The sequence below is a fragment of the Acinetobacter sp. ANC 3903 genome (genome assembly GCF_002135315.1).
In the GTDB taxonomy this organism is placed as follows: domain Bacteria; phylum Pseudomonadota; class Gammaproteobacteria; order Pseudomonadales; family Moraxellaceae; genus Acinetobacter.
In genome coordinates this window covers 210383-227230 of sequence record NZ_NEGA01000002.1, presented here as the reverse complement: position 1 = coordinate 227230, position 16848 = coordinate 210383, and the positions used below count along the sequence as shown (strand labels likewise).

The following is a 16848-nucleotide window of genomic DNA, read 5'->3' as shown; positions in this document are numbered from 1 at the left end:
TGAGAACACTTATACCAAATGGCGATAAAGGTGATTTCAGAGATACTCAGTTGTGCTTTTCGGATTCTTAAGCAGTGATTGCTTTGCTTTAGAAATTTCCAATAAGTTGCTTCAAATTTAAGAAAGAAATCATCAATTACACAGAATAATTCGGTACTATTGAACATAAGGACTAGAGTTGTGAGTTTGGTGTGGTAACTCAACTGATGGCTCTAGTCCTCCCGTTTTTCAAGTTAAGTCTTATCCGCGATTCGGGTTAAATAAAAAACTCAGCATGCAGAAAACCATCTTTTCTGTATGCCTCTCAGCAGGTCAAGCACAGCCTCACTTTTAGCTTATTTTCTTCAGCAAAAAGAATCGAGTTAAAATTCGACAACACTGGCGTTTATGTGCGTAATCAAGGAAAATAGCGAACTTTTAGCGGCGAACTGTTTTTTCGCTCTTGCACTGCACGCAGTGCTTTGCGCTTGTTCAGGATATTTTATGAAGTTTGAGAAATTAGGTCAGTCGGGTCGTGCCCGTCGTGGTCGTTTAACGCTTGAACACGGCGTGGTGGAAACCCCTGTGTTTATGCCGGTCGGTACCTACGGTACAGTCAAGGGCATGCTCCCACGTGATGTAGAAGATATTAAAGCTCAGATTATTTTGGGTAACACATTCCATCTTTATTTACGTCCAGGTCTGGACGTAATTCGTGAACATGGCGGCTTGCACGAGTTCATGAAATGGAATAAACCGATCTTAACCGATTCAGGCGGCTTCCAGGTTTTCAGCCTCGGTGCAATGCGTAAAATTAAAGAAGAAGGTGTAACCTTCCGTTCGCCAATTGATGGTTCAAAAGTCTTTTTATCACCTGAAATTTCAATGGATATTCAACATACCTTGAATTCAGATATCGTGATGATTTTTGATGAATGTACGCCTTACCCGGCCACTCGTGAAGAAGCGCAAAAATCTTTGCAGCTGTCTCTACGCTGGGCCAAACGTTGTAAAACCCATCATCATGATGTGTTAAAAAATAAAAATGCCCTGTTCGGTATTATTCAGGGTGGTATGTATGAAGATCTTCGTGATGAATCATTGAAGGGCTTAAAAGAAATTGACTTTGATGGTTTTGCCATTGGTGGTCTTTCTGTCGGTGAACCTAAAGAGGAAATGATCAAGATCCTGGATCATCTGCCACCAAAAATGCCGGAAGACAAGCCACGCTACCTGATGGGCGTGGGTAAACCGGAAGACATCGTGGAAGGGATCCGCCGTGGTGTCGACATGTTTGACTGCGTGATGCCGACCCGTAATGCACGTAACGGTCATTATTTTGTGACAGACGGTCTGGTACGTATCCGTAATGCCAAATATCGTCATGACCAAAGTCCGCTTGATTCTGAATGCGACTGTTATACCTGTCAAAACTTCACCCGTGCCTACCTGTTCCATCTGGAAAAATGCGGTGAAATGCTAGGTTCCATGCTGGGTACCATTCATAACTTGCGTTATTACCAAAGGTTTACACAAGACATCCGTGATGCGTTAGATAATGGTACTTTTGATGAATATGTTCAGGATTTTTATGCGCGTCGTGGTCTAGAAGTCCCGCCTTGTCCTGAAGATTAATCTCTCAGCATTTGCGCTGAAGAAAAAGACAAGGTAAATTGCAGAACAAGTCAGTTTATTTATCATGTAGTTGATAATACATTTTTTAGTTTAGGAAATTGAAATGAGCCTTTTTATTTCTACTGCTCACGCAGCAGGTGAAGCTGCACAACAACCAAGTTTGGTGACCAACCTTTTGATGATTGCGGTATTTGTCGCAATCTTCTATTTCCTGATCTGGCGCCCTCAAGCGAAACGTGCCAAGGAACACCGCACTTTGGTTGAAAGCCTGGGTGTAGGGAGCGAAGTGGTTTTTGCGGGTGGTCTGATGGGCAAAATCACTAAAATTGAAGGTGATTTTGCAGTGGTTGAATTAAGCCGTGGCGTAGAAGTAAAAATTCAGCGCGCAAGTGTGATTTCAATTCTGCCTGAAGGCACATTAAATAATCTCTAATCAAAAATAGTCGTGCCCTTGCACGACTTTTTCATTTTAAGAAGAAAATAGATGCGTTACCCAGCATGGAAATATCTGCTGATCATCGTGGTTTTGCTGATCAGTACATTATATGCCCTGCCTAGTTTGTATCCCGATGAACCTGCTGTTCAAATTTCTGGTGCCAAAGCTGGTACCCAGATTGACCAAAGCATCGTACAAAAAGCAGAGCAATTATTAGAAAGTGAAAAAATTACCAGCCATGACAACAGCTTTAGCAATAATGCTGCCCTTTTACGTCTCGACTCTTCTGAAGCACAGCTAAAAGCTAAAGAAGTGTTACGTCGTGGGCTTGGTGATAATTATGTTGTTGCATTGAACCTTGCTCCAACCACTCCGGAATGGCTACAAAAAATTGGTGCCAAACCAATGAAATTGGGTCTGGATTTACGTGGTGGTGTGCACTTCTTGCTGGAAGTGGATATGGACAAGGCCATTAGCCAGCGCATGGAAACCTCAGCGACCGATTTACGCCGTCAATTCCGTGACAACAAGTTAAAATTCAACAGCCTTGCTTTGAATAACAATACCATTACCGTACAGTTTGCCAATAACAGCGACCGTGAAGCGGTGATGGACTTCTTGCGCCGTAATGGTAATGAATTTAACCAGCAGGCGCTTGCTTCTGCTTCGGGTTCAACTTTACGTCTGAACTATACCGATGTACGCAAGCAGGAAATTCAGTCTTATGCCGTCAATCAGAACTTAACCACCTTACGTAACCGTATTAACGAGTTAGGCGTAGCGGAAGCATTGGTTCAAACCCAAGGTAGCAACCGTATTGTGGTTGAACTGCCAGGGGTGCAAGACACTGCTGAAGCGAAACGTGTCTTGGGTCGTACAGCGAACCTGGAATTCCGTATCGTTTCCGATTTGAATGACCAGTATATCGATCCATATACGGGTCAGGTAAAAGGCACACTTCCACCAGGTACAGAAGCTTTTGCTTATGAATCGCTGGATAGCGGTCGTCAATTACTGCTCAACCGCAACCGTATTTTGACCGGTGAACGTGTACAGAATGCTTCTAGTGGCTTTAGTCAGGATACCGGTGGTGCTGAAGTAAACATTACTTTGGACAGCGCTGGCGGTAAGCTGATGGCCGATGCAACCCGTAATGCAGTTGGTAAACGCATGGCGGTATTGTTCATCGAGAACAAGCAGAAGATCAGTTATGTTCCAGATCCTGTGACTGGTGCGCAAACTGAAGTTCGTACCCCTTATGCTGAATCCGTGATCATCAATGCTGCTACCATTCAGGCAGTATTAGGTTCCCAGTTCCGTATTACTGGTCTGGATTCACCTCAGGAAGCCGCTGAACTTGCATTGATGCTTCGTGCCGGTGCCCTTGCTGCGCCGATGTACTTCGTCGAAGAACGTGTGGTTGGTCCTAGCCTGGGTCAGGAAAACATTGACAAAGGTGTGTTATCGACTCAAATCGGTTTCATTCTGGTCGCAATCTGGATGGTGGTGTTCTTCCGTCTATTCGGTCTGATTGCCAACTTCGCCCTGGTGGCTAACCTGGCCATGATCCTGACAGTGATGTCATGGATTGGCGCATCCCTCACCCTTCCGGGTATTGCCGGTATCGTGATTACCATTGGTATGGCGGTCGATGCCAACGTACTGATCTGTGAGCGGATACGGGAAGAAATGAAATGGGGTGCCTCACCCAAACAGGCGATTGTCGCGGGCTATGATCGAGCCTATAACACCATTTTTGACTCGAACTTAACCACCTTCCTGGTTGCGTTTATTCTGTTTGCCATCGGTACCGGTCCGATTAAGGGCTTCGCGGTCACCTTGATGATTGGTATTGTCTGCTCGATGTTTACAGCCATTACTGTAACCCGTGCGATTGTGCAAATTATTTATGGCAAAAAACGTAACTTGAAAAAGTTGAGCATTTAGGAGATCGAAGATGACTGATATGACTCAACCGAAAAAGAAATACGGTCGCCCAGATGATGAGCGCATCATAGACTTTATGAAGATTGCCAAACCTGCGGCAATCATCTCTATTCTTTTAACCTTGGCCAGCATTTTCTTTATTGCCACCAAAGGTCTAAACCTCGGTTTGGACTTTACTGGCGGTGTGTCTGCCGAGCTGAACTATAAACAACCGGCCAATCAGGTTGAAGTGATCCAGGCGCTAAATCAGGCCGGTTTTAAAGATGCTGTAGTGCAAACCCTGGGTAGCAACAAAGATCTTTTGGTTCGTATGCCCGTTCAAGACATTGAAGTAGAAGATCTGAATAACGCCATCACCAAAGCGGTGCAATTACCTAACAATCCGGCTGAAGTCCACAAGGTAGATTCTGTCGGTGGACAAGTCGGTAATGAGCTTTATATTCGTTCGGCAGGTGCCGTAGCACTGGCATTACTGTTAATGCTGGTTTACGTGACCATCCGTTTCGAGTTTAAGCTGGCTTTAGGTGCGGTGCTTTCGTTATTCCACGACGTCATTGTAACCATTGGTGTTTTTGCCATGATGCAATGGCCATTTGACTTAACCGTATTGGCAGCCATTCTTGCACTATTAGGCTTCTCGCTAAACGATAACATCGTGGTATCTGACCGTATCCGTGAAAATTTCCGTAAGATTCGCGGTGCTACGCCTCGTGAAGTGGTCAATATTTCTTTGACTGAAACTTTACGTCGTACCATTCATACCTCAATGACTTTATTGCTGGTTGTTGTGGCAATGATGTTCCTGGGTGGTGAAGGTTTGCACTGGTTCTCTGTCGCCATGTTTATTGGGGTGTTTGTCGGTACTTATTCTTCAATTTATATTGGTACTGCATTTGCCTTATGGCGCGGTCTGAACCGTCAGGACTTTATTGTTCAGGTTAAACCTGAATTTGAAGAAGAAGAAATTCCTAAATGATCTATGAGGTCTAAGTGATCTAAGTCGTTTCGGTTCATTCTTCTTTAAATAGATATAAAAAAGGCCCATCAGATGATGGGCCTTTTTATGCAGGTCAAAAATACAAAATGCTGTACCTTTAACTAGACATTTTATAGATTGAAATGCTCAAGCTTATAGCTTGGCAATATCCCCTTTTAATGCTACCCCTGCAACCGCCATGCCTTTGGCACATTGATAAGTCGTGCTGCTCTTGGTTTCATTGGATTTATAGAAACTCACGATATTGATCACGGCATTGGCACCCTTTGCCTTGGCAGTGTTCTGGAACTGGATTAAGGCTGAACGCAAAACATGATCGCATGATGTTTCGGCAGATTTGGCAAAGCCATTGGTTTTCTTGTTGGTCACCAAACCTTTTTGTATGACCTTGCCCCCCGCTTTGGTTCCTGCCAAATAAAACTTAACCGAACCGTCCAGCGTACCGTCAGCAACGGCACGACTGACCGCTTCCTGAAAGTTGAAGTCATGCATTTGATCTGCGGCCTGAGCTGAAACGACCCCACCCAAACACAATGCAGCTGTAAGTGCTAATTTTTTAATGAACATGATGTACCCTCTAGTTGTTGTTAGACACGTTTAAAAATCAGGGAGGTATTGATTCCTCCAAAAGCAAAATTGTTGCTCATAATAATATCGGCATGCATATTTCTTGGTTGTTTGACGATGTAATCCAGATCGCCGCAGGCCGCATCAATTTCATCCAGATTTAAAGTCGGGATGAAAGTATCCCGTGCCATCATCTCGATACTGAGCCACGCTTCAATTGCCCCGCAGGCGCCCAACGTATGCCCGAAATAGCTTTTCAGTGAGCTGATCGGTTTTTTGCCCAGTACGTGAGCAGTGGCTTGGGTTTCCGCAATATCGCCTTGATCGGTGGATGTACCGTGCGCATTGACATAGTCCACCTGATCTGCCGGAATTTGCGCATCTGATAATGCCAGTTGCATACAACGTCCCATCATATCTGAATCTGGACGGGTGACGTGCTGACCATCGGTATTGCTGCCATAACCGATAATTTCTGCATAAATTTTGGCACCCCGTGCTTTGGCATGCTCATATTCTTCCAGAATTAAACAGCCAGCCCCTTCACCGACCACCAGACCATCACGCTTAGCATCGAATGGACGCGGTGTTTTTTCTGGATATTCATTTTGGCTACTGGTGGCCAGCAGTACATCGAACACCGCAGAACCTGCGGCGCTGAGTTCCTCTGCCCCACCGGCCAGCATTACCGTCTGCTTGCCATATTTAATCGCTTCATAGGCCTGGCCAATCGCCATGGAACCCGAAGTACAGGCACTTGAAGTCGGCAAGGTTAAGCCTTTTAAGCCAAAATAAACGGTCATGTTGACGGCACTGGTATGCGACATCATGCGGATATAAGTAGTGGCATTGAGCTTGTTCATGTTGTTATCAATCAACATGCTGCCAAACTCGCCAATTGCATCGACACTGCCTGCGGATGAACCAAATGCCACACCGGCTTGACCACTGCTTAAGATTGGGTCATTTAACAGCGCTGCATCTTCAAGAGCCTTTTCCGCACATACGGTTGACATTAAAGCGACTCGTCCCATGCCGCGGGTCACCTTACGATTAAAATGCTTTGGGATGGTATAGGATTCAACTGGACCGCCCAGTTTACTGCGCAAGTCGGTATACACTTCCCAGTCGGGCATGTAGCGGATACCACTTTTGCCCTGTTCAAACTGACTAAAAATCTGCTCTGCGGTTTCACCCAAAGAGGTAATCCCGGCCATGCCCGTGACCACAACACGTTTCATCAAATCAAGCCCCCATTGACTGAAATCACCTGTCGGGTGATATAGCTGGCATCATCACTGCATAAAAATTTTACGGCCTTGGCCACTTCATCAACATGCCCCATGCGTTGTAATGGAATCATCTTCAAGGCATGTTCTTTGACTTCTTCGGTGACCATTTCTGTTTCAATCAAACCTGGTGCCACACAGTTAACGGTAATTTTGCGTTTCGCCAATTCCAGCGCCAAAGCCTTTGTCGCACCAATTAAACCGGCTTTTGCCGCACTGTAATTCACTTGTCCACGATTACCCATCAAGCCTGACACAGAAGATAAAGTCACAATACGTCCGCCTTTTTTCAGACGAATCATCGGCATCACCAGCGGTTTTAAAACATTATAAAAACCATCCAGTGAAGTCGAGACCACTTCATCCCAGTCACTGTCGGTTAAAGCCGGAAATGCTGCATCACGGGTTAAACCTGCATTCAATACCACACCATAAAATGCGCCATGTTCTGCAACATCTTGCTCCAGCAATTGCATGACTTTTTCGCGCTCATTTACGTCAAATAAAAGTGCATGGCTGGATTGTCCCAAGGCCTGAATTTCCTGAACGACCTGTTCGGCTTCTTGTAGTCTGGAGCGTGCATGGACGGTGACATCAAATCCTGCCTGTGCCAGTTGCAAGGCAATGGCTTTACCAATTCCGCGGCTTGAGCCTGTTACTAAAATTCGTCTATTCACACTGACTTCCTGATCTCTTCTTTCATTTCTGGCGGCTCAAATACACTCAACATGGCACTAAAGCGATGTTCCCGGTATTCAATTTCACAGTGAAACTGCCCCAGCCCCTCATGTAAATAGCCTTGTTCGGCTTTAATCCTGATGCTTTCCCCTAAAGCAAAATAAGGCACGGGCAACTGCATTTTACGCGTGCCCAATAAAAACCCGATTTTCGGTGGCAAGCCCGACATTTTTCCTTTATGCCCAGCATAGATGCTAATAGTCTGTGCCATCAACTCAATACTGGTCCAGGTCGGTAGGCCTTCAGCTTCACAAAACATCAGTTCAGGCCGAATCACCAATTCCGCAATGGCAAACACATCATTGGCTTCAATCAGATGATCGACAAACACCATGGGCTGTTCATGCGGGATAAACTGTACTGCATCCATCATTTCAGTTTTGTTCCAAAAATCAAACTAATATTACTGCCACCAAAGGCAAATGAATTGCTCATCACATAATGAATCGGTGGTTGTAATGCTGCTTCCAGCACATAGTTGGCTTCGTCCAGTTCCTGGTCGATATTGCCTGAATGATGCAGTGGTAACCAGGATTGGTCGGCTAGCACCTGCTGACAGATCACTGCTTCAATGGCACCTGCTGCACCCAGACAATGTCCGGTTTTATGTTTCGTACTGCTGATAGGAACATCATGTGACTGAAATACCGTCTGCACGGCTTTGATTTCCATGGCATCATTTTGCGGGGTTGCCGTTCCGTGCATATTTAAATAGCCAATCTCGCTGGCTGTAACACCTGCCATATCCAGCGCTTTTTGCATGGCTTCGGCCGCGCCTTTTCCTTCCGGATGCGGCGCAGAAATATGCCAGGCATCCATCGACTCGCCGGCTGACATCAGCATCACGGGGGCGGTTTCTTTGGACAATAAAAACAGCCCGGCCGCTTCGCCAATATTAATGCCGTCACGCTGTGCACCACAGGGCTGACATAAATCATGAGCCAGGCTTTCCAGACTGTGAAAACCGTTCAGGGTTAGCTTACATAGGGTATCAATACCACCGACCAGTACCGCATCAGCCAGACCGGCATTGATCAAACGCTGTCCTGCTGCCATGGCTTTGGCACTGGAAGAACAAGCGGTGGAAATGGTGTATGCAGGACCTTCCCAGCCCAGATACATTTGCAGGCCTTTGGCCAGACTACCCATTTCCTGTTTGTAGTGCTGAACCTCTACATTCGCCTGATTATTAAAATACTGTTTTAGCAACTTTTCATTATCAGCAATGCCTGAGGTTGAAGTGCCTAGAATAATCGCCAGACGCTTACGATCGAATTGCGCGGTATAGTTGCGGATTTCGCTTTCAATAGCACTTAAAGCGGTTAAGGCAAAACGTAGATTACGCGAATCTACATCTTGCAAAAACTCAGGAATGTTTTCGATTAAAGGCTGCTGATAGGCACCCACCCAGACCTGTTTTTCTGGAATAAATCCTGAAACCAAGCTCAAGGTATTTTGCGGTGTAATCAGCGTCTGTTTGATCTGTTCAGCCGTATTTCCGAGTGCAGATAAGCCGACGCTAAACTGAATGCCCACCGCAGAATGTTGTGTCGTGATTTTATCGTCCATAATCATCCCTTATTATTCAGTGCTGTCCGCATCAGTATTCGCTAAACCATCATTAATAGGACTAATCACCATTTGATACGGCACCTGTACATTGTTCAGCTCAATGGCATCACCCTGCTGCTGAATATTGAGCACATGCTGCTGATTGATAAATACTTTTCGGGCCGGAGCTGAAGTTTCAATACGGACATTCTGCTGCTGTAACTGGGCAAAATTCGGATAAGTTGCATAGAGAATATCGCGCACTACAAATTCAAATGGCAACAACTTCATTGGTGCAATGCGCTGTTCGACATGAACCTTGCGGCCATCAAAACTGAGCTTGAATAACTGCTGCCCAGTCAGGGTTAAAGCCAGCATTTCCAGCTTGGAACCCTGTTGTTGCTGATACAGTAAAAAGCTAAAACTCTGCTCTTTCCACTGAATTTCCAACTGATCCTGACGCTGATAATTCTGTGCAGCCCAGGCCGCCGTGGCCAGACCTGGTGCTTGAGGCAGCATGGATTGACAGCCGCCACACAGTAGCACTGCACTGATTAACATCACCGTCCATTTCAGTTTCATTCTAGGCACCGTTTATCTCGATGTGTTGTAACTGCGGATCACGGCAATATTCTGCCAGCGTGCTTAAACGCTTTTTGGCATTTTTATAAATTGGATTGCTACTGTCCCAGGCATAGCCTGCCAATAGCGATGACACCATACGGCGGATTTTGTCATCCTGATTTTTCGAAAACACCACATCCTGAAATTCACCGCTATACCACGATTCCACATAGGCGCGGAACACCTGAATGCCCGCACGCAGCGGTTGCTCGTATTGCTTCATCCAATTGACCGACTGACCTTGCAGCACCTGATCGACCAGAGGAATCACCAGACTTGAAGATTTCAAGGCAATCGTTACACCGGAAGAAAACACCGGATCGAGGAATTCACCGGCATTGCCGAGCAAGGCATAGTTACGTTCTGCCAGATGTTTAACATCGGCAGAATAGCCCACCAGTGTACGTACTGGCGTGTCAAATTTGGCATTGCACAGTACATGCGACAGGCTTTCCTCATCTGCCAGAATACGCTTGAACAAAGCTTCCAGATCATCATCGGCACTGCCATCAAAGCCATAGTGCGCAAAGAAATCCTGTTCTGCCACTACACCAAAAGATGAACGGCCATCGGCAAATGGAATCAGCCAGTACCAGGCACGTGGATCTTTGGCATGCACCGTAATCAGGATTTTTTCGCGGTCAAAATTAGGATCATCCAGAATGCCATCTTCAATATGGGTAAACACTGCGCGGCGCACCGGAAAATCGGATGGGCTTTCCAGATTCAAAAATTTTGGCAGGATTCGGCCAAAACCACTGGCATCGAGTAAAAATTTACCCTGAATCTGATACACATTTTGCTGTTCATCTTTTACGGTTAACAACGGATGTTCTGGCGCAACATCAACATCGACTACTTCATGACCGAAACGAATGTCTGCACCGTATTTTTCTGCCTGCTGTGCCAGCAAATGGTCAAAATTGGCACGGCGTACTTGCCAGGTAGTGCCTGGACCATCGCTGAATTTCTCGCGGAAATCATAAAAACTGCGCTGCTTGCCCTTTAAGAAGGCTGCGCCATTTTTAAACTGGAAGGCAAACTGTTCGACATGCTCACGTACTGTATCCAGCAGGCCAGCTTCTTCCAGAAATACCATCGATTGTGGCAGCAATGATTCGCCAATGGAAAAGCGTGGAAAATGTTGTTTTTCGATGATCGTGACCTGATAGCCCTTTTGGCGCAGTAATGCTGCTGCCGAACTCCCCGATGGCCCTGCGCCGATAATTAATACGTCTGTATGTTGCATAGTGCTCATTGCACGGTACCTTATTTTCTCAGCTCTTTTGGCTGATACTGTTGAAGCACAACATGTTTGGCATCGGATGATGTAAACAATGTTGCATAGATAAATGAAAAAATAACCCCAAGTAACACGGTCAGACCAAAGCAGTGAATTGCATAGGTATGGCTAAAGGATAATAACCCGAAACCGAGCAAGGTCGACATCATACATAGGAATAAGGCCATGCCCACCACTTGCGGATGATCATGTCCGTGGCGGTAGAAAATGGCATAGTCCACGCCAATCCCGATAATCAGGAAAGTGCCCATAATGCTGAACAGATTGATTTCCACACCCAGCCAGGCCTGAATCGCAAAGGTGGTCATCAACGCCAGACTCACCGGTAGCACCAAAGGCAAAATCGATTTGATGCCATAAATAATGCCCAGACCTATCATCAGGCAGATTAAAGCAGAAACCAGTAACCACTGTGCCTGAATACGATGCTGCTGGAACAGTTCAGACAACTGGTTCACCGGACGCAATAATTGGGCCTGCGGACTATTCAGCTGCTGCAAGGCAGTTACATCATGCACATTTTGCAACAGCACCAGACGCTCGGTTGGGCTGATTTGTAAAAAGGCCAAAGGATGCTGCTTCATTTCAGCAGAACTGAGTAAAGGCTGCTGGGCAAGTTGTTTTTGCCAAGCCAGTACTTCTGCCGGATTCAGTTGTAAGGCTGTTGCATAGTCCTGCAAGGCACTGGCTGGAATGGCTTGCAACAACGCAATATTGTGTTGCTGTATAGCTTTTGATGGCAACCACTGCCCTAAAGCCTGAAAACCGTCCAGCTTGTTTTTCGCCTGTAAAACTTGCAGCTTCTGTAGCAGTTGCTGTTCGTTTTGTTCCAGTTCCTGAGCCGTGTTGCCATGCACCACAAAGTATTCGCTGCTTTGCTGTTGCATAAAGCGTTCACGTAGGTACTGGTCTTCCTGCTGCAGCTTCTTATCCATACTTTGCAAGTTACGGATATCATCATTGCTTTGTAGCAACATCAAGCTGCTGCCAGTGACCACGGTAATAACGGCGATCATGCCATAACGTAAACTATTTCTGGCCTGTACCCAGGCGCGTGCTTTGCCAATAAAACTTAAGCGGCGAATCGCTGGCTCGGCATTTAAAGGCGGCAATCTTGGCAACAATAAAATGCTGGTAATCCATGCCGCAGCCAGCCCCACCATCGAAAATACCGCGATCTGCCTAAAGCCTGGAAATGGAGTAAAACTCAAGAAAATATAAGCGACCAAGGTGGTCATCAGGCCCATAAACAGACTTGGCAGCAGCGGTTTAAGTACTGCGAAGCCATCGATATGCCGATGCTGCGACTGCATGGCCATAAAGTAAAATGAAAAATCGACACAGACCCCGACCAGACTGGCACCAAACACCAGCGTCATCAGGTGAATTTCACCAAATACCCAATGCGTCATGGCGAATGCCACCAGACATCCGGTCCCTACCGCAATCATTTCAGTCAGCATCGGACGAACCGAGCGGAAACCAAATAGCACTAGGAAGAAAATCCCGATGGTCGAACCTACCCCAATGGTGGAAATTTCCTTTTCAGCTGAAGTGGTACCGAATTGGGCAAACAGCAAAGTTCCTGTCCAGTGCGGCTCAACCTGCATCTGTTTCAGTTTTAAATTTACCTGCTCAATCCAGGCTGAAGTTTTTTCCTGGTAATCAATATTGTAAGGGCTATTTTTGAGCTGCAAGACAATAAGACGGGAAATGCCCTGCTCATCGCGAATGGTGGCAAAGCCATCTTCCAGCTCGATATCCTGATCACCCTGTAAACTGGATAAGCCCACGGCATAACGTGGAAATAGTAATAAAGGATCTTGTTGTAACAGCTCTGTAGTCACCGGCATGCCCGGGCTCATAATCTGTAACAAGCCCTGCTCAGTCAGGGAGGCATAATCCTGCTGTTCTAACAGCTTCTGATCAGCCAGGGTAAGTAAACCGGCACGATGCTGATATAAAACCTGGGCAAACTTTTCACTATCCAGCTGTGGATGTAGCGGTTGCCATAAATTGGTTGCTGCCACACTCTGTTTAAAAGTTGTAGTGGCTTTGTTCAGGGCGGCATCATCTTTGGCATTCAGTACTACAAAGACTTTGTCATTCAGCTGCTGACTGACATATTGCTGTGCCCGTTCCAGCCGTGGATCATGATGGGCTTCCGGCAATAAGGCAAAGATATTGGTTTGAATGTGAATATCTTTTTTCAGCCATGCCGTACCCAGCGCGATGGCAATCACGCTGAGTACAATCAACCACAGTGCGGTAAATTTATTTTGCCAGTTGGAAAAGTGCATTTTCCTCAGCCGTTAAAGTTTGGGATTGAGTGGTTTGCTGGCTAAAGCGGATTGTGGTGCTGTTATTGGCTTTCTCACGAATTACGATACGGTCAACATAACGCTGCCCTTGCGCATCGACACGAACAAACAATTTCTTAAACAGACTGCTTTTCGGGGTTAAAGCCACATTCCACTGTGCAGGACTATAACTGGCTGAAACAACATTAAAGTTTTTGGCGATCGCGGCTTCATTACCCGACATCAATTGCAAGAACATGGTCGCGACCGAACCATACGGGGATTTATCAATTTCAATCTGGCTATAAGTACGCTGGGTTTTTTGTACCAATTTACGCGGCGTCACAATCAGGTCGGCTTTGACCGGATTTTGAATTTTCCAGATCACCCCTTGTGACTTGGAAAACAAAACCGTGCCTTTGGACACAAAGGTTTTGTTCATGCTCGCCAGTTTTTTTTGCTGTTCAAAATTGGCCCGCACGGTTGGAGTTTCGGAGAGCTGGCTAAAAATTTGTTTGAGCTGCGGATTTTGTGCATGTACTGCTTGTGACAGCAACGTGATCAGAGACAGCAGTCCTGCCAGGAATAATCCTGCTGCACGTTGTAGATTGATAGATGTCATCTGCTTTACTCCGGTTTAAACTCAGACCAAGCGTGTAAACGCTGCAATAAAATTTGCGGTGACTGGAAGCACATTTCACGGCTTTCAATATGCACCGCCACTTGCGTGGTATAACCTTTAGTCAGCCTTTTACCACTTTCGGCATCAAAAATCTGATACTCAATTTTCAGGCGGTTTTCCCATTCTTTTAAAATGGCACGCACGCGAATTTTCTGTTCAAACAGGATGCCATGCGCATAACGCACATGACTTTCAATCACAGGCCATGCATAGCCAGAAGCGCGCATCTGCTTATAGTTATAATCAAACTGATCCAGCAACTTGCAGCGCGCAATTTCAAAATACTTTAAATAATGCCCATGCCAGACCACGTCCATGGTATCTACATCATGAAAGGGCACTTCAATCATCACATCGGTATGCATAGTCTGTTTCCCATCAGGTTTAGCGAACAAGTGCACTATTCAATAATTCTAAATTTTCCAGACGATCCACCAGTTGCTGCAACTCGTGCTGCAATGGACGGTCTTCTACCACGTAATCAAATGTCTGTAACACCCAGGCCTTAAATGTATCGAGCACTTCCGACAATTTGCCATCCAAAGTTCTTAAATGGATGGCCTGCACACTGGCACAGCACAATGCTGCAATCACCTGTTCCGTTAATACAATCACGCGACTGGCATCACGCGCGGCAATGGTGCCCATGCTGACCTTGTCCTGGTTATGACATTCGGTCGAGCGCGAGAAAATGGATGCAGAAAGCGTCTGTTTTAGGGCCTCTGCCGTCCATGCCGACACGCCAATCTGTACCGCTTTAAAGCCATGATTCAGCGGTAAACGCTCATCGGTTGCACCTGTCAGATTGCGTGGCAAACCATTATTCATCTTGTAATCCACCAGTTGCGCAAATTGGCGATCCATTAAATCGGCAATATTGGCAATCATGATTTTCAGGCTATCCATGGCCTGAGCAATATGACCGCCATAGAAATGACCGCCATGCAACACACGTAAATTCACCGGATCAATCAGCGGATTGTCATTACTGGAGTTCAGTTCATTTTCAATAAACTGGCGTAACCAGGGTTTGGAGTCTTCAAACACACCAATGATATGCGGTGCGCAGCGTAGTGAATAACGGTCTTGCAAACGTGAACTCTGATGTTCGGTTTGCACTTCACTGTTTAGCCAATTCCGCAATTGCGCGGCAATATTTTGCTGACCCGGATGCGGCTTTTGCGCAAACAGCACTTCATCAAAATGACTCGGATTGCCTTCTAAAGCCAATACATTCAGAGCAGTAATGCAGGTGCTGGCCAAACTGATCTGTTCAGCTTTTTTATAGTTCAAGCAGGCAATGGCGGTCATTACCGCGGTGCCGTTCATCAATGCCAGACCTTCTTTAGGACGCATCACCAGAGGCTGTAAGCCTTTTTCTGCATACACCTGACTGACCGGAACGATTTGTCCCTGATAGTAAACGTCACGTTCACCGACCAAAGCACCCGCGATATACGATAACGGGGTTAAATCGCCACTGGCACCGACCGAACCTTCTGAGGGAATCACCGGAATTACATTTTCATTCAGCATCCACACCAGCCGTTGCAGCAGCGCATGCGAAACACCTGAATAACCACGTGCCAGCGAACATAAACGGGTTACCACCACTGCACGGGCAGTGATTAAATCCAGATTTTGACCTAACCCACAACCATGGAAGCGGGATAAATGCAAAGGTAATTCATTGACCTGATGCGCAGGAATTTCGACCAGACAGGAATCACCATAACCGGTAGTCACGCCATAAATCACGCCTTCATCTTGCAGCAACTGATCCAGAAAATCGGCGCCGCGCTGAATCAATTCAGACCATTCAGCACTGGCAGGCAAAGCCACTGATTTTTCCTGACGCGCTACAGCGACGACATCTTCAATTGAAAGTGGATTTTCCCCAACAACTAACACTTGCATTATTGTTTGTTCCAGAAATTATAAAAATTAAACCATTGATAGGGCGCACGAATGCAGTGCTGCTCGAGTAAGGTCACATATTGACGGGTCGTCGTTTGCATGGCTTGAATACGGCTTTTACGCGGAAAATTCAATTGCTCGGCAATCGAGTGAATATGCACTTCAAAGTTGTCGGCCACGCGATAACAAAACACGGCGAGCACCGGAACTTTAAGCAGACTGGCTAGAATCCACGCGCCTTGTGGCCAGTTGGCCTGTTCGCCTAAAAACGAAATTGGCTGTACCCGATCCGATTCCACTGGCACACGGTCTGCTGCAACTATGACCCATTCACCGCGATCCAGTTTTTCTTGCAATACCAAGGCCGTTTCAATGCCCAGTTCATCTACCGAAACCAGATTGACATCGGCATGATCATTGAGTTTTTTCAAAAACTGGTTAAATTTGGTGGCATGTTTTTGATAGACCAAGACATTAATTTTCTGCGGATGTTCCGACTTGATAGCACGCAGCAATTCAATATTGCCGAAATGCGACACCACAATCACCGCACCTTTTTGATAATGTGCACGGAAATGTTCGTGTCCATGCAAAACCAGTTGCTGCTCCGGGATTTTTCCCAGCCAGCCCTCAATTTTATCCAGAATGCATTCACCAAACTGCATGAAATGCTGATAGCTATGGGCCAGACTCGGGGTGTGCGAAAAGGGAGAATTTTTGCCTGCGAAATGGTGTAATCGAGTTAAATATTGCAGCGAAGCCTGACGTGCGACGGTCGAAAATAGCCAGTACCACAGAATCACAAAATACATCAGTGCCCGACACAGCCATCGGCCACCCAGACGATAGAATGCCAGTACCAGACTCAGTGAGGTCATGCCAC

At 46.2% G+C, this 16848-nt stretch carries 16 protein-coding genes and 1 pseudogene; 4 read left to right on the top strand and 13 right to left on the bottom strand.

What is annotated here, in order from left to right:
* Nucleotides 1-167: pseudogene (locus B9T29_RS02430) on the bottom strand (IS982 family transposase); the annotation flags it as partial.
* Between the two features lie 316 nt (nucleotides 168-483).
* Between B9T29_RS02430 and tgt the strand changes: the two are divergent.
* From tgt to secF, 4 genes are all read left to right on the top strand, one after another.
* Nucleotides 484-1614 carry a tRNA guanosine(34) transglycosylase Tgt gene (gene tgt / locus B9T29_RS02425; RefSeq protein ID WP_086174398.1) on the top strand — a complete coding sequence of 377 codons (1131 nt, stop codon included), beginning with the start codon at nucleotides 484-486 and terminating at the stop codon, nucleotides 1612-1614.
* A gap of 103 nt (nucleotides 1615-1717) precedes the next feature.
* Nucleotides 1718-2047, top strand: a complete 330-nt coding sequence (gene yajC / locus B9T29_RS02420) for a preprotein translocase subunit YajC (protein WP_086174397.1) — start codon at nucleotides 1718-1720, stop codon at nucleotides 2045-2047.
* Nucleotides 2048-2098: 51 nt separating this feature from the next.
* Nucleotides 2099-3997, top strand: coding sequence for a protein translocase subunit SecD (gene secD / locus B9T29_RS02415; RefSeq protein ID WP_086174396.1), 1899 nt, complete (start codon nucleotides 2099-2101; stop codon nucleotides 3995-3997).
* 10 nt (nucleotides 3998-4007) lie between these two features.
* Nucleotides 4008-4973, top strand: coding sequence for a protein translocase subunit SecF (gene secF / locus B9T29_RS02410; protein WP_086174395.1), 966 nt, complete (start codon nucleotides 4008-4010; stop codon nucleotides 4971-4973).
* A gap of 153 nt (nucleotides 4974-5126) precedes the next feature.
* Here the strand turns inward: secF and B9T29_RS02405 are convergent, their stop codons facing one another.
* Genes B9T29_RS02405 through B9T29_RS02350 form a run of 12 tightly spaced genes read right to left on the bottom strand, consistent with a single transcriptional unit; the run spans nucleotide 5127 to nucleotide 16843 of the window.
* Nucleotides 5127-5561, bottom strand: coding sequence for an excinuclease (locus tag B9T29_RS02405; protein ID WP_086174394.1), 435 nt, complete (start codon nucleotides 5559-5561; stop codon nucleotides 5127-5129).
* A 20-nt stretch (nucleotides 5562-5581) separates the two neighbouring features.
* Nucleotides 5582-6802, bottom strand: a complete 1221-nt coding sequence (locus B9T29_RS02400; protein WP_086174393.1) for a beta-ketoacyl-ACP synthase — start codon at nucleotides 6800-6802, stop codon at nucleotides 5582-5584.
* Nucleotides 6802-7527 carry a 3-ketoacyl-ACP reductase FabG2 gene (locus B9T29_RS02395; protein ID WP_086174392.1) on the bottom strand — a complete coding sequence of 242 codons (726 nt, stop codon included), beginning with the start codon at nucleotides 7525-7527 and terminating at the stop codon, nucleotides 6802-6804. The genes B9T29_RS02400 and B9T29_RS02395 overlap by 1 nt, the downstream gene beginning before the upstream one ends.
* Nucleotides 7524-7961 (bottom strand): 3-hydroxylacyl-ACP dehydratase, encoded by a 438-nt coding sequence (locus B9T29_RS02390; protein WP_086174391.1) that lies wholly within the window; start codon nucleotides 7959-7961, stop codon nucleotides 7524-7526. Before B9T29_RS02390 ends, B9T29_RS02395 begins: the two co-directional genes overlap by 4 nt.
* Nucleotides 7958-9157 carry a beta-ketoacyl-[acyl-carrier-protein] synthase family protein gene (locus tag B9T29_RS02385; RefSeq protein ID WP_086174390.1) on the bottom strand — a complete coding sequence of 400 codons (1200 nt, stop codon included), beginning with the start codon at nucleotides 9155-9157 and terminating at the stop codon, nucleotides 7958-7960. Before B9T29_RS02385 ends, B9T29_RS02390 begins: the two co-directional genes overlap by 4 nt.
* Before the next feature lie 12 nt (nucleotides 9158-9169).
* Nucleotides 9170-9721, bottom strand: a complete 552-nt coding sequence (locus B9T29_RS02380) for a DUF3261 domain-containing protein (RefSeq protein ID WP_086174389.1) — start codon at nucleotides 9719-9721, stop codon at nucleotides 9170-9172.
* A 1-nt stretch (nucleotide 9722) separates the two neighbouring features.
* Entirely contained in the window at nucleotides 9723-11021 is a 1299-nt protein-coding gene (locus tag B9T29_RS02375) for an NAD(P)/FAD-dependent oxidoreductase (RefSeq protein ID WP_086174388.1), read from the bottom strand.
* Between the two features lie 11 nt (nucleotides 11022-11032).
* Nucleotides 11033-13366 carry an MMPL family transporter gene (locus B9T29_RS02370; RefSeq protein WP_086174387.1) on the bottom strand — a complete coding sequence of 778 codons (2334 nt, stop codon included), beginning with the start codon at nucleotides 13364-13366 and terminating at the stop codon, nucleotides 11033-11035.
* Complete coding sequence (locus B9T29_RS02365) at nucleotides 13341-13988, bottom strand: LolA family protein (RefSeq protein WP_086174386.1); 648 nt, start codon at nucleotides 13986-13988, stop codon at nucleotides 13341-13343. Before B9T29_RS02365 ends, B9T29_RS02370 begins: the two co-directional genes overlap by 26 nt.
* Nucleotides 13989-13993: 5 nt before the next feature.
* Nucleotides 13994-14413 carry an acyl-CoA thioesterase gene (locus tag B9T29_RS02360; protein WP_086174385.1) on the bottom strand — a complete coding sequence of 140 codons (420 nt, stop codon included), beginning with the start codon at nucleotides 14411-14413 and terminating at the stop codon, nucleotides 13994-13996.
* A 19-nt stretch (nucleotides 14414-14432) separates the two neighbouring features.
* Nucleotides 14433-15965, bottom strand: coding sequence for an HAL/PAL/TAL family ammonia-lyase (locus B9T29_RS02355; RefSeq protein ID WP_086174384.1), 1533 nt, complete (start codon nucleotides 15963-15965; stop codon nucleotides 14433-14435).
* Entirely contained in the window at nucleotides 15965-16843 is an 879-nt protein-coding gene (locus tag B9T29_RS02350) for an acyltransferase (RefSeq protein WP_086174406.1), read from the bottom strand. Before B9T29_RS02350 ends, B9T29_RS02355 begins: the two co-directional genes overlap by 1 nt.
* Nucleotides 16844-16848 lie beyond the last annotated feature (5 nt).

Coding starts and splice junctions, on each gene's coding strand:
- B9T29_RS02355 (WP_086174384.1), bottom strand. CDS start 15,965: ATGCAAGTGTTAGTTGTTGGGGAAAATCCACTTTCAATTGAAGATGTC.
- B9T29_RS02385 (WP_086174390.1), bottom strand. CDS start 9,157: ATGGACGATAAAATCACGACACAACATTCTGCGGTGGGCATTCAGTTT.
- B9T29_RS02380 (WP_086174389.1), bottom strand. CDS start 9,721: ATGAAACTGAAATGGACGGTGATGTTAATCAGTGCAGTGCTACTGTGT.
- B9T29_RS02360 (WP_086174385.1), bottom strand. CDS start 14,413: ATGCATACCGATGTGATGATTGAAGTGCCCTTTCATGATGTAGATACC.
- B9T29_RS02370 (WP_086174387.1), bottom strand. CDS start 13,366: ATGCACTTTTCCAACTGGCAAAATAAATTTACCGCACTGTGGTTGATT.
- B9T29_RS02365 (WP_086174386.1), bottom strand. CDS start 13,988: ATGACATCTATCAATCTACAACGTGCAGCAGGATTATTCCTGGCAGGA.
- B9T29_RS02405 (WP_086174394.1), bottom strand. CDS start 5,561: ATGTTCATTAAAAAATTAGCACTTACAGCTGCATTGTGTTTGGGTGGG.
- secF (WP_086174395.1), top strand. CDS start 4,008: ATGACTGATATGACTCAACCGAAAAAGAAATACGGTCGCCCAGATGAT.
- yajC (WP_086174397.1), top strand. CDS start 1,718: ATGAGCCTTTTTATTTCTACTGCTCACGCAGCAGGTGAAGCTGCACAA.
- tgt (WP_086174398.1), top strand. CDS start 484: ATGAAGTTTGAGAAATTAGGTCAGTCGGGTCGTGCCCGTCGTGGTCGT.
- B9T29_RS02390 (WP_086174391.1), bottom strand. CDS start 7,961: ATGATGGATGCAGTACAGTTTATCCCGCATGAACAGCCCATGGTGTTT.
- B9T29_RS02375 (WP_086174388.1), bottom strand. CDS start 11,021: ATGAGCACTATGCAACATACAGACGTATTAATTATCGGCGCAGGGCCA.
- B9T29_RS02350 (WP_086174406.1), bottom strand. CDS start 16,843: ATGACCTCACTGAGTCTGGTACTGGCATTCTATCGTCTGGGTGGCCGA.
- B9T29_RS02400 (WP_086174393.1), bottom strand. CDS start 6,802: ATGAAACGTGTTGTGGTCACGGGCATGGCCGGGATTACCTCTTTGGGT.
- secD (WP_086174396.1), top strand. CDS start 2,099: ATGCGTTACCCAGCATGGAAATATCTGCTGATCATCGTGGTTTTGCTG.